Genomic DNA, 12,022 nt, shown 5'->3' with positions numbered 1-12,022 from the left:
GCTCACAACGGCGCGGGGTGGAGCAGCTCGGTAGCTCGCTGGGCTCATAACCCAGAGGTCGCAGGTTCAAATCCTGTCCCCGCTACTGAAATACGAAGGCCCGGATCCTTAGAGGATCCGGGCCTTCGTGGTGTGTGAATCCGGTGAATCCGGTGAACTCACGGTGTGCGAACACAAGTTGGGGAGGGAGCCACCGCCGCGCGCCGCCGTGAGGAGTTCGGCGCCGTGTGTTTGACTTGTCGTCCTGTGGGCATGTCGACAAAACGCTGAAGTGACCTCACGGGGTGGGGTATACCGGGTGTACCCAGGTTGCGGGTGGTGCGACGATGGACGTTATGGGGGACAAGGCAACTCTGTTCGAGTCAGGGCGATTTGTACAGAATTTCGGTGAGGGGCCGGCCCGCGACGAGGTGGGCGACATGGCCGACGCCGCCGACGAGGTACGCCTCGCGCTCGCCGCACGCAGCGGTGACGAGGAGGCCGCCAGCGTCCTCGGCGCCATGCTGCTGCGCCGCGGTGACCTCGACGGTGCCGAGACCCATCTGCGGGCCGCCACCGCGGCCGGTGACCGGGCCGCCGCCAACAACCTCGGTGTCCTGCTGCACCAGCGGGGGTACGGCGAGGAGGCCGCCGGATGGTGGCGGATCGCCGCCGTCGCCGGTTCCGCGGCCGCCGCGCACGCGCTCGGCCGCTACCACCGCGAACGCGGGGACGAACCCGCCGCCGAGTACTGGCTGCGCCAGTCCGCCGAGCAGGGCCATGTCCTCGGCGCCTACGCGCTCGCCGATCTGCTGGAGCACCGCGGGGACGCGGCGGCCGGGCACTGGATGCGGCTCGCCGCCGAGCGCGGGCACCGGGAGGCGGCCTACCGGATAGCGCGCGCGCTCGACCGGGGGGCCGAGGACCGGGGCGAGAGCGGGGGTGACAACGCTGTCGCGGAGGCCGAGCAGTGGTACCGGCAGGCCGCCGCGCGCGGGCACCGACGGGCCGCGCTGCACCTCGGGGCGATCCTGGAGCAGCGCGGGGAGCTGAAGGAGGCCGGGCGCTGGTATCTGACCTCCGCCAAGGACGGTGAACCGCGGGCCGCCTGCGCCCTCGGCTTCCTGCTGCGGGACGCCGGGGACACCGAGAGCGCGGCCGTCTGGTGGCTGCGCGCGGCCCAGGAGGGCGACGGCAACGCGGCCAACGCCCTCGGCGCGCTGCACGCCGAGCGGGGCGAGACCCAGACCGCCGAGCGCTGGTACCGGGCGGCGCTGGACGCGGGGGACGACAACGGCGCGTACAACCTCGGGCTGCTCTGCGCCGAGCAGGGGCGCACCGCGCAGGCCGAGCAGTGGTACCGGCGCGCCGCGTACGCCGGGCACCGGGAGGCCGCGAACGCGCTGGCCATCCTGCTGCTCCAGGTCGGCGACACCTCCGGCGCGGAGCCGTGGTTCTCCAAGGCGGCCGAGGCGGGCAGCGTGGACGCGGCCTTCAACCTCGGCATCCTGTACGCGGGGCGCGGTGAGGAGCGGATGGCGCTGCGCTGGTACGAGCGGGCGGCCTCGGCCGGGCACACCGAGGCCGCGCTCCAGGTCGGCATGGCGCGGCTGCGTGAGCGCGACGAGCGGGCGGCGGAGCGGCATCTGCGCTGCGCGGCGGGCGGCGGCAGGCGGGCGGCGGCAGCGCGGAGGCGGCGTACCGGCTGGCCGCCCTGCTGGACGCCCGCCGCCCGCCCCGGCCCGCGCACGAACTGGGGGAGAGCGCGCACGAGAAGGCCGAGTGCGAGGAGTGGTACGAGCGGGCGGCGCAGCAGGGCCACCGCCGGGCGCAGGTGCGGGTCGGCATGCTCGCCTCCGCGCGCGGCGACGTGGTCGAGGCGGCGCGCTGGTACCGGGCGGCGGCCGAGGCGGGATCGCGCAACGGCGCGTTCAACCTCGGACTGCTGCTCGCCCGCGAGGGCAGCGAGCCGGAGGCCGTGGTGTGGTGGACGCGCGCGGCGAACGACGGCCACGGACGCGCGGCCCTCCGCCTGGCCCTGGTCTGCGCCCGCCGCGGCGATCTGGACGAGGGGCAGCGCTGGGCGACGCGCGCGGCGGAGCTCGGTCCGGCCGAGGTCACCGAGCGGGCGGGCCGGCTGCGGGACGCACTGCGCGAGGAGCTGTCCGCGTGACCGACCCTCGCGTGACCGGCCCTGGTGCGAGCGGCCCTGGAGTGGCCCTGGTCACTCGGGGCCGAATGGATTTGCCTTCGTCGGCTTCCCCCGCGTAATGTCGTGTTCACCGACGCGGGGTGGAGCAGCTCGGTAGCTCGCTGGGCTCATAACCCAGAGGTCGCAGGTTCAAATCCTGTCCCCGCTACTGAAGGCCGAGGGCCGGAATCCAGAAATGGGTTCCGGCCCTCAGTCGTTTCCGGGGCAAGAGAAAAAGGGGGCTCGCGCCCCCTGAGACTCTCCCGGCCTTCCGGTTACGCGCCCGCGCACTCCGGGCACAGCCCCCGGTACGTCACCTCGACATCCGACACCGTGAAGCCGAAGCGCTCGGTGTCGGGGAGGTCCGCCAGCGGGTTGCCCGTGGGGTGGACGTCGCGGATCGCGCCGCAGCGGGCGCAGACCAGATGGTGGTGCGGCCGGTGCGCGTTCGGGTCGTACCGCTTGGCGCGCTTGTCCGTCGAGACTTCCAGCACCTCGCCGAGTGTGACCAGCTCGCCCAGCGTGTTGTAGACGGTCGCCCGGGAGATCTCCGGCAGCTTGACGACGGCCCGTGCGTGCACCTCGTCGGCCGTCATATGGACGTGCTCGCCGTCGAGGACCTCGGCCACCACGCGTCGCTGCGCGGTCATCCGCCATCCGCGTCCACGCAGCCGTTCCAGAAGGTCGCTCATGGCCACCAGCCTAACAGCAAGGGGGACCAGGACGGGAATAGGTGTGAGATTGGAACTCTGTTTGACTTGGACTAAGTCCAATGTAGGATCGGGAACGGCTTTGGCCGATGGACAGGATCGGCCGGCGTAGACGCAGGAGGCGCACGTGACGCAGGGACCGCTCACCACGGAGGCCGGTGCTCCGGTCGCCGACAACCAGAACAGCGAGACGGCGGGTGTCGGCGGCCCGGTGCTGGTCCAGGACCAGCTGCTGCTGGAGAAGCTGGCCCACTTCAACCGCGAGCGCATCCCGGAGCGGGTCGTGCACGCCCGCGGCGCCGGCGCCTACGGCACCTTCACGGTGACCGCGGACATCACCCCGTACACCAGGGCCGCCTTCCTCGCCGAGGTGGGCAAGGAGACCGAGGTCTTCCTGCGCTTCTCGACGGTGGCCGGGAACCTGGGCTCGGCGGACGCGGTCCGCGACCCGCGTGGTTTCGCGCTGAAGTTCTACACCGAGGACGGCAACTACGACCTCGTCGGCAACAACACCCCGGTCTTCTTCATCCGGGACGCGATCAAGTTCCCCGACTTCATCCACACCCAGAAGCGCGACCCCTGCACGGGCAGCCAGGAGGCCGACAACGTCTGGGACTTCTGGGGGCTGTCGCCGGAGGCGACCCACCAGGTGACCTGGCTGTTCGGTGACCGCGGCATCCCGGCGTCGTACCGGCACATGGACGGCTTCGGCTCGCACACCTTCCAGTGGAACAACGAGGCGGGCGAGGTCTTCTGGGTCAAGTACCACTTCAAGACCGACCAGGGCATCAAGAACCTCACCGCCGGTGAGGCCGCGGTGCTCGCGGGCACGGACCCCGACTCCCACCAGCGCGATCTGCGCCGGTCGATCGAGCGGGGCGAGTTCCCGAGCTGGACCGTGGGCGTGCAGATCATGCCGGCGGCGGAGGCGGCGTCGTACCGCTTCAACCCGTTCGACCTGACCAAGGTGTGGCCGCACGCGGACTACCCGGTCATCGAGATCGGCAAGCTGGAGCTGAACCGCAACCCGGGGAACGTCTTCGCCGAGGTCGAGCAGTCGATCTTCAGCCCCTCGCACTTCGTGCCGGGTATCGGCCCCTCGCCGGACAAGATGCTCCAGGGCCGGCTCTTCGCGTACGGCGACGCGCACCGCTACCGCGTCGGCATCAACGCCGACCATCTGCCGGTCAACCGCCCGCACGCCACCGAGGCCCGCACGCACTCCCGTGACGGCTTCCTCTACGACGGCCGGCACGGCGGCGCCAAGAACTACGAGCCCAACAGCTTCGGCGGGCCCGCGGGGACCGGCCGGGCGCTGTGGCAGCCGTTCGACGGCTTCGGCGGCGGCACCGGCGACCACCCGACCCCGCGGCACGCCGAGGACGACGACTTCGTGCAGGCCGGGAACCTGTACCGGCTGATGTCGGAGCAGGAGAAGGAGCGGCTGATCGCCAACCTCGCCGGGTCGATCTCGCAGGTCTCGCGGGAGGACATCGCGGAGCGCGCGATCGGCAACTTCGCGGCCGCGGACGCCGACTTCGGCAAGCGTCTGGAAGCGGCGGTGCGGGCCCTGCGCGACTGAGACGGCGGCACCCGTCCGCCGGGCGGGCCGGATCCCTGGTGCTCGGGGTCCGGCCCGTTCGTCAGGTCCGGGACTCCTCGCGCTCCCGGTGCGGCGTGCTCAGGAGCCCGCCCGGGCGAGCGCGGCGGGCTCGCGGGCCGGGGACCAGCAGCGGATGATGTCCCGGACCGAGACGATCCCGGCGACCTCGCCCCGGTCGAGGACGATCAGATGCCGGAAGCCGCCGTGCGCCATGGCGCGGGCGGCCTCCTCCAGCGTCCAGGTGGGCGCCGCGAAGACGACGTCGGTGGTGGTGTGGGCGTGGGCGCGCTCGGTGTCGGGGTTCTGCCCGAGGCCGACGGAGTTGAGGATGTCGCGCTCGGTGAGGATGCCGATGCCGCCGGCGTCCGGGTCGAAGACCACGGCGGCACCGATGCGCCGGGCGGACATCAATGTGGCTGCTTCTCGGAGGGTGTGGGCGGGGCCGAGGGTGAGGATCACCGTGCTCATGGCGTCGCGGACCAGCATGGGTGGGGCCACCTCCTGGGATCCAGGGACCTTGTCCCCGGATTCACAAATTCACAAGTGGGGGTGACTCCAGAGTCTCAGGTCAAGGCCGGGTCAACAAGAGGGCGCGCGTGGTCCGCCGGGGGCGTGCGCAAGCGCCCCGCCTGTCTCACTGGCGCCGGTTGAGATACCCCAGCAACTCGTCGTGCAGCAGACCGTTGGACGCCGCCGCGTTGCCGCTGTGCGGTCCCGGGCGGCCGTCGAGCCCGGTGAAGGTGCCGCCCGCCTCGGTGACGACGATGGCGGGGGCGGCCATGTCCCACAGCGAGAGCTCCGGCTCCGCGCAGATGTCCACGGAGCCCTCGGCGACCATCATGTAGGGCCAGAAGTCGCCGTACGCGCGGGTGCGCCACACCTGGCGGCCGAGGTCCAGGAAGCCGTCGATGCGGTCCTGCTCCTCCCAGCCGGACAGGGACGAGTAGGCGAAGGAGGCGTCCGCGAGGGTGTTGACGCCGGAGACATGGATACGGCTCGCGGAGGTCAGATTGCGGCCGGTGAAGGCGCCATGGCCCTTCGCGGCCCACCAGCGGCGGCCGAGCGCGGGGGCGGAGACGAGGCCCACGACCGGGTGGTACCCGCCCTCGCCCGCCTCCATCAGCGAGATCAGCGTGGCCCACACCGGGACGCCGCGCACATAGTTCTTGGTGCCGTCGATCGGGTCGATCACCCAGCGCCGGGGGCCGGTGCCCTCGACGCCGTACTCCTCGCCGAGGACCGCGTCTCTGGGGCGGGCGCGCTTGAGCTGGCCGCGAATGAGCTCCTCGGCCGCCTTGTCCGCTTCGCTCACCGGCGTCATGTCCGGCTTCGTCTCCACCTTCAGGTCCAGGGCCTTGAAGCGGTCCATGGTGGTCGCGTCGGCCGCGTCCGCGAGGACGTGGGCGAGACGGAGGTCGTCGAGGTAGTCGGGCATGCGCATCACGCTATCGGCTGGGCGGGTACGGGAGCCACCGGGGGCGTACGCGTGTCGAACCGGCCGTGCGCGGCGCCCGTGAAGGCGTGAGCGACCGCCGCGCGTCCGCACGCGGTACACGGCCCTCCGCTCCCGGCGAGCGACCCCTTGACATCACCTGAAAGTCCGTCAAATCTGGGCGGAACGCCGTTGACTCCAGGGAGACGACGATGGCTGCTGCCCGGGAATCCTTGCTGGACGCCGCTTTCGCGGCCCTGGCGCGCCGGCCGTGGTCCGCGGTGCGCATGGTGGAGGTGGCCGCGGCGGCGGGCGTGTCCCGGCAGACCCTGTACAACGAGTTCGGCGGCAAGGACGGCCTCGCGCGGGCGCTGGTGCGGCGGGCGGCCGACGGCTATCTCGCCGGTGTGGAGCGTGCCCTCGCGGGCGGCGGCGGCAGCTGGGAGCGGCTCACCGCCGTCGCCGAGTGGACGGCGGCCGCGGCCCAGGAGGACGCGCTGGTACGGGCGTTGCTCACCGGCTGCTGGAGCGAGCGGCTTCCCGCGCCGCCCCGGGGCCCCTCCCCGGTACCGGCACAGCGCCGCCCGGAACAGCCGCTGCCCTCGCCCCCCGACCTCGTCCGGGCGGTCCGCGACCGCGCCGTCATCGCGCTGTCCGGCCCCGGCACGACCCCCGCCGCCACCGTCGAACTGGCCCGCTCCTGCGAACTGGTCGTCCGCCTCGCCCTCTCCTGCGTCACGGCACCACCGGGGGAGGGCGGGGTCGCCGGACTGATCCGGACCGCCGCACCCCGCACGGCGCACTGACCGACGCCGACAGAACGGCTTTCGCCTGCCCCCGAGTCGGGCGCCGACCAGCCCGCCGTCCCGGCACGGAGCCTCTCTGGCCGAGGTGCCCCGGGGACGTGCCCCGCGCCGGACCTCTAGTGGCTCGACCCCGACAGTTGCAGACCGATGATCCCCACGATCACGAAGCCGATCGAGATGATCTTCAGGGTGGAGACCAGGTCGCCCAGGAAGATCATGCCGTAGACCGCCGTGCCGGTCGCGCCGATGCCGGTCCAGACGGCGTACGCGGGGCCAACGTCCAGTTTGCGCAGCGAGAGGGTCAGCAGGCCGAAGCTGCCGAGGGCGAAGGAGGCGAAGGCGATGGTCGGCCACAGCCGGGTGAAGCCGTGGGAGAGCTTGAGGCACACGGCGAAGCCGGTCTCCAGCATTCCGGCCACGATGACCAGCAGCCACGCCATGCGCTGTCCTCCCGTTGATCCGGATCTCCGGCCCGGTGCGATTATGCACTTGCCGCACCGCGCCCCGGGCAAACAACGCGAAGGTCAGTCGCCCTCCGTGCGCTCCCGCGTCGCCAGCAGCCGCCGCAGCGAGTACAGCCGCGCCGGATCCGCGTGCCCCGCCTCGACCCACGCGTCCAGCGCGCAGTCCGGCTCGTCGTGGCTGCACGCGCGCGGGCAGTCCGCCGTGCCGGGCTCCAGGTCGGGGAAGGCGTGGATGACCCGGGACGGATCGATGTGGGCCAGGCCGAAGGACCGTACGCCCGGAGTGTCGATCACCCAGCCGCCGTCGCCCGCAAGCGGCAGCGCCAGCGCCGATGTGGTGGTGTGCCGGCCGCGGCCCGTCACCGCGTTGACATGTCCCGTCGTACGCCGTCGCTCCTGCGGCACCAGCGCGTTCACCAGCGTCGTCTTGCCCACGCCGGAGTGCCCCACGAACGCGGTGATCCGCCCGTGGAGGAACTCCCGCACCCGGTCCGCCGCGTCCCCGTTCTCCAGCTCCTCGCGGCTGGTGACCACGTACGGGATGTCCAGATGGCCGTACAGCTCCAGGAGTTCGTCCGGCGCGGCCAGATCGGACTTGGTCATCACCAGCAGGGGTTCGAGCCCCCCGTCGTACGCCGCGACCAGACAGCGGTCGATCAGCCGGGGCCGCGGCTCCGGGTCGGCGAGGGCCGTGACGATCGCCAGCTGGTCGGCGTTGGCGACCACCACGCGCTCATAGGGGTCGTCGTCGTCCGCCGTGCGCCGCAGCACCGACGCCCGCTCCTGGATCCGTACGATCCGCGCGAGCGTGTCCTTGTCGCCGGACAGATCGCCGACCAGCATCACCCGGTCCCCGACCACCGCCGCCTTGCGGCCCAGCTCGCGCGCCTTCATCGCCATCACCACCCGGTCCTCCACCAGGCAGGTCAGCCGCCCCCGGTCCACGGTCAGGACCAGGCCCTCGGCCGCGTCCTCGTGCTTGGGCCGGATGTTCGTCCGCGGCCGGTTGCCCTTGCGGTTGGGGCGGGTGCGGATGTCGTCTTCGTCGGTGTGCTTGCCGTAGCGGCGCATGGCGTGTCCCTACTGCCCGAGCATCCCGGTCCACAGCTCGGGGAAGTCCGGCAGGGTCTTGGCCGTCGTCCCGATGTTCTCGATGCGTACGCCCTCGACCGCCAGGCCGATGATCGCGCCGGCGGTGGCCATGCGGTGGTCCTCGTAGGTGTGGAAGGTGCCGCCGTGCAGAGCGCGCGGGCGGATGTGCAGACCGTCGGCCGTCTCCGTGACGTCACCGCCGAGCTCGTTGATCTCCTTGGTGAGCGCGGCGAGCCGGTCCGTCTCGTGCAGCCGCAGATGGGCCACCCCGCGCAGCGTCGAGGGGGAGTCGGCGAGCGCGGCGACTGCCGCGATGCCGGGGGTCAGCTCGCCGACGTCGCTCAGGTCGACGTCGATGCCGTGGATCGCGCCCGAGCCGGTGAACACCAGCCCGAACTCGGTGAGTTCGCAGGTGCCGCCCATCTCGGTGAAGATCTCGCGCAGCCGGTCACCCGGCTGGGTGGTGCGCTCCGGCCAGTCCGGGATCAGCACCTTGCCGCCGGTCACCAGGGCCGCCGCCAGGAACGGCTGCGCGTTGGACAGGTCCGGCTCGATCGTCAGATCCCGGCCGAGCAGCGCGCCCGGCGTCACCCGCCACACGTTCGGCTCGCCGCCCGACTCCGGGGTGTCCACCTGGGCGCCGACCGCGCGCAGCATGTCCACCGTCATCCGGATGTGCGGCATGGACGGCAGGCTGGTGCCGGTGTGCCGGACCTCGACGCCCTGGTTGAAGCGGGGGCCCGAGAGCAGCAGCGCGGAGACGAACTGCGAGGAGGACGACGCGTCGATCGACACCGGGCCGCCGTCCAGCGCCCCGCCGCCGTGCACGGTCAGCGGCAGCGCGCCCCGGCCGTCGTCGTCGATCCGCGCGCCGAGCTGACGCAGCGCGTCGATCACGCCGTGCAGCGGACGCTCGTACGACCGCGGGTCGCCGTCGAACCGGATGGGTCCGTCGGCCAGCGCGGCCACCGGCGGCAGGAAGCGCATCACGGTGCCTGCGTTGCCGACGTCCACCGTGGCCGGGCCGTGCAGGCCGGTCGGCAGCACCCGCCAGGCCTCGCCGGTGCCGTCGGGTCCCACGCCCTCCTCGATCTCCACGCCCAGCGCGCGCAGCGCGCCCGCCATCAGCAGGGTGTCCCGGGAGCGCAGCGGGCGGCGCAGCCAGCCGGGCTCGGAGGCGAGGGCGGCCAGCACCAGGGCGCGGTTGGTGACCGACTTGGACCCCGGCACATGGACGGTGGCGTCGACGGCGCCGCTCGCGTGCGGAGCGGGCCAGAGGGCAGGGGAGGCGGTGTTCGGGGCCATGGGCCCACTTTATAAGGAGGGCGGGGCCGCAACCTTCCGGCAGCGGCCCCGCCCGTGCGCTCGAACGGCCCTCAGACCTCCAGCAGCCAGCGCCCGCCGCCGATCAGCGAGCACAGCGAGACGGCGTAGAACAGGAACAGCCACAGAGCCGCCGGGACATGCGTCAGCCGGGACAGCTGGTCCGCGTCCGAGTCGCCGGCCTCGCCCCGCCGCCGCTTGCTCTGCAGCTCGAACGGCGGTCGTACGCCCCCGAACAGCAGGAACCACACCACCGCGTACGCGAAGGCCGCCTGCACCTGCGGTCCCGCGAGCCACGACACCAGGAGGAACGCGCCGCCCGCGAGCACCACGGTGAGCACGCCGTACGCGTTGCGGATCATCACCAGCATCACCGCGAGCAGGGCCGTGGCCGCCCACAGCAGCAGCGTGATGCGGCCCGCGGCGAGCAGCGCCGCGCCGCCGAGGCCGAGCAGCGAGGGCGCGATGTAGCCCGCGGCGGCGGTGAGGATCATGCCGAGCCCGTACGGCTTGCCCCGGCTCACCGTGAGCCCGCTGGTGTCGGAGTGCAGCCGGATACCGGTGAGCTGCCGGCCGGTGAGCAGGGCGACCAGCCCGTGGCCGCCCTCGTGCGCGATGGTGATCGCGTTGCGCGACACCCGCCACAGCGGATGCGGCACGACCACCACCAGCGCGGCGGCGAGGGTGGCGAGCACCACCCACAGATCGGGGTCGGGCTGGATACCGGTGAGCCGGTCCCAGAGGCCGGACGGCGCGAGGGCGGCGAGGCTGTTCATGAGTCCGAGTGGCTCCCTGGTGGCGGGCGGAGTCTGGCAGTGTGGCACGTATGTGCGGACGGTATGCAGCCAGTCGTGGGCCCGAGGACCTCGCCAAGACCTTCGGGATCGAGAGGTGGGAACCCGAGGAGACCCTGGAGCCGGACTACAACGTGGCCCCCACCAAAGAGGTCCACGTCGTGCTCGACCGCCCCTTGAAAGACGCGGACTCACCGCGTCCGGTTCGCCAGCTGCGCACGCTCAGATGGGGACTGGTGCCGTCCTGGTCGAAATCCCCCGAGGGCGGCGCCCGGATGATCAACGCCCGCGCGGAGACCGTGCACGAGAAGCCGTCCTACCGCCGCGCCTTCGCCGCCCGCCGCTGCCTCGTGCCCGCCGACGGCTACTACGAGTGGGTGACCGGGGAGCAGGAGCGTGAGCTGGAGGTCGAGGGGCGCAAGAAGCGGCCCCGCAAGCAGCCGTACTTCGTGCTGCCCGCCGACGGCTCCGTGTTCGCGATGGCCGGCCTGTACGAGTTCTGGCGCGACCGCACCCTGCCCGACGACCACCCCCGGGCCTGGTGGGTCACCTGCTCGGTGATCACCACGGAGGCCGAGCGGACCCCGCTGGCCGTGGCCCCCGCCGACGGCCCCCGCTCGCTCGCCGACATCCACCCCCGGATGCCGCTGATGCTCACCCCGGACCGCTGGGACGCCTGGCTCGACCCCTCCCGCACCGACCCCGAGGAGCTGCGGGACCTGCTCGCCCCGCCCCCGCCCGGCCTGATGCGCGCCTACCCGGTCGCCACCGCCGTCAGCAACGTCCGCAACAACGGCCCGGAGCTGCTGAAGGAGCTGGAAGCCCCCGAAGAGGGCACACTCTTCTAGCGTGATCGAGATCATCGAGACCGACGCCGGAACCACCCGCATCACCTGGCACCGGGCCACCGAGCCCCGCGCCGTCCTCGCGCTGAGCCATGGCGCGGGGGGCGGCATCGAGGCGCGTGACCTCCAGGCGCTCGCCGGGGCCCTGCCCGGACACGGGGTGAGCGTGGCCCTCGTCGAGCAGCCCTGGCGGGTCGCGGGCAAGAAGGTGGCGCCCGCCCCGAAGACGCTGGACACCGGATGGCGCGGGGTCTGGCCCGCGCTGGCCGGCATGGAGCTGCCGGTGATCTCCGGCGGGCGCAGCGCCGGTGCCCGCGTCGCCTGCCGCACCGCCCGCGAACTGGGCGCCCGCGCCGTGCTCGCCCTGAGCTTCCCGCTGCACCCGCCGGGCAGGCCCGAGAAGTCCCGCGCGGGCGAACTGCTCGGCACCGGTGTGCCCACCCTCGTCGTACAGGGCGGCAACGACCCCTTCGGCGGGCCCGCCGAGTTCCCCAAGGGTGACTTCCGGCTGATCGAGGTGCCCTACGGCGACCACGGCTTCGCGATCCCCAAACGCGCCGGGATCGGCCAGGAACAGGCCCTGGAGACCCTCACCGACGGGGTCGTCGAGTGGACCGCGTCACTCGTGTGACCCCCGGGAATGCCGTGCGCGGGAGCGCTGTTGTCACGCACAGAAGTGCTGAGGCCTCGGCACCGACGTCGTGGGAAGGGAAGTCCGCCGCATGGGTTCGACCATCTGCCCGGCCCGTCAGACCGGCGCTGAGCTGGACTGGACGGTGCTGC

At 72.6% G+C, this 12,022-nt stretch carries 11 protein-coding genes, 2 tRNA genes and 1 pseudogene; 7 read left to right on the top strand and 7 right to left on the bottom strand.

From position 1 onward, the window contains the following. Positions 1 to 11: 11 nt before the first annotated feature. From ACLF5H_RS36280 to ACLF5H_RS36270, 3 genes and pseudogenes are all read left to right on the top strand, one after another. Positions 12 to 85 (top strand) — tRNA-Met (locus ACLF5H_RS36280). A 250-nt stretch (positions 86 to 335) separates the two neighbouring features. After that, a pseudogene (locus ACLF5H_RS36275) lies at positions 336 to 2,152 on the top strand (sel1 repeat family protein). 113 nt (positions 2,153 to 2,265) lie between these two features. Further along, positions 2,266 to 2,339: transfer RNA gene (locus ACLF5H_RS36270), tRNA-Met, on the top strand. Between the two features lie 106 nt (positions 2,340 to 2,445). Here ACLF5H_RS36270 and ACLF5H_RS36265 read toward each other — a convergent pair. Then, entirely contained in the window at positions 2,446 to 2,862 is a 417-nt protein-coding gene (locus tag ACLF5H_RS36265) for a Fur family transcriptional regulator (RefSeq protein ID WP_421680245.1), read from the bottom strand. 145 nt (positions 2,863 to 3,007) lie between these two features. Here ACLF5H_RS36265 and ACLF5H_RS36260 point away from each other — a divergent pair, with 145 nt between their 5' ends. Beyond that, positions 3,008 to 4,462 carry a catalase gene (locus ACLF5H_RS36260; protein ID WP_421680244.1) on the top strand — a complete coding sequence of 485 codons (1,455 nt, stop codon included), beginning with the start codon at positions 3,008 to 3,010 and terminating at the stop codon, positions 4,460 to 4,462. A 99-nt stretch (positions 4,463 to 4,561) separates the two neighbouring features. Here the strand turns inward: ACLF5H_RS36260 and ACLF5H_RS36255 are convergent, their stop codons facing one another. After that, on the bottom strand, positions 4,562 to 4,969 hold the full coding sequence (locus ACLF5H_RS36255; protein ID WP_421680243.1) for a cyclic nucleotide-binding/CBS domain-containing protein: 408 nt from the start codon (positions 4,967 to 4,969) through the stop codon (positions 4,562 to 4,564). Between the two features lie 148 nt (positions 4,970 to 5,117). Continuing rightward, positions 5,118 to 5,918 carry a histidinol-phosphatase gene (hisN, locus tag ACLF5H_RS36250; RefSeq protein ID WP_421680242.1) on the bottom strand — a complete coding sequence of 267 codons (801 nt, stop codon included), beginning with the start codon at positions 5,916 to 5,918 and terminating at the stop codon, positions 5,118 to 5,120. A 209-nt stretch (positions 5,919 to 6,127) separates the two neighbouring features. Between hisN and ACLF5H_RS36245 the strand changes: the two genes are divergently transcribed. Further along, complete coding sequence (locus ACLF5H_RS36245) at positions 6,128 to 6,721, top strand: TetR/AcrR family transcriptional regulator (protein ID WP_421680241.1); 594 nt, start codon at positions 6,128 to 6,130, stop codon at positions 6,719 to 6,721. 116 nt (positions 6,722 to 6,837) lie between these two features. Here ACLF5H_RS36245 and ACLF5H_RS36240 read toward each other — a convergent pair whose 3' ends face one another. The 4 genes from ACLF5H_RS36240 to ACLF5H_RS36225 form a co-directional block, all read right to left on the bottom strand. Beyond that, the gene (locus ACLF5H_RS36240; RefSeq protein WP_421680240.1) at positions 6,838 to 7,161 is read right to left on the bottom strand and encodes a DMT family transporter; all 324 of its coding nucleotides are present in this window, start codon (positions 7,159 to 7,161) and stop codon (positions 6,838 to 6,840) included. Between the two features lie 84 nt (positions 7,162 to 7,245). After that, positions 7,246 to 8,256, bottom strand: a complete 1,011-nt coding sequence (rsgA, locus tag ACLF5H_RS36235) for a ribosome small subunit-dependent GTPase A (RefSeq protein WP_421680239.1) — start codon at positions 8,254 to 8,256, stop codon at positions 7,246 to 7,248. Positions 8,257 to 8,265: 9 nt separating this feature from the next. Beyond that, positions 8,266 to 9,582 carry a 3-phosphoshikimate 1-carboxyvinyltransferase gene (aroA, locus tag ACLF5H_RS36230; RefSeq protein ID WP_421680238.1) on the bottom strand — a complete coding sequence of 439 codons (1,317 nt, stop codon included), beginning with the start codon at positions 9,580 to 9,582 and terminating at the stop codon, positions 8,266 to 8,268. 71 nt (positions 9,583 to 9,653) lie between these two features. Beyond that, positions 9,654 to 10,376: a M50 family metallopeptidase gene (locus ACLF5H_RS36225; RefSeq protein ID WP_421680237.1), complete on the bottom strand. Its 723-nt coding sequence runs from the start codon at positions 10,374 to 10,376 to the stop codon at positions 9,654 to 9,656. A gap of 50 nt (positions 10,377 to 10,426) precedes the next feature. On the opposite strand from ACLF5H_RS36225, the gene ACLF5H_RS36220 reads away from it, so the two are divergent. After that, entirely contained in the window at positions 10,427 to 11,242 is an 816-nt protein-coding gene (locus ACLF5H_RS36220; protein WP_421680236.1) for an SOS response-associated peptidase, read from the top strand. 1 nt (position 11,243) lies between these two features. Further along, positions 11,244 to 11,870, top strand: coding sequence for an alpha/beta family hydrolase (locus tag ACLF5H_RS36215; protein ID WP_421680235.1), 627 nt, complete (start codon positions 11,244 to 11,246; stop codon positions 11,868 to 11,870). Positions 11,871 to 12,022: the final 152 nt, after the last annotated feature.

This window comes from Streptomyces sp. LaBMicrA B280 (assembly GCF_049222185.1).
GTDB classification, from domain to species: Bacteria; Actinomycetota; Actinomycetes; order Streptomycetales; family Streptomycetaceae; genus Streptomyces; species Streptomyces murinus.
Note: the sequence above shows the minus strand (reverse complement) of the source record. Positions and strands in the feature narration are given on the sequence as shown.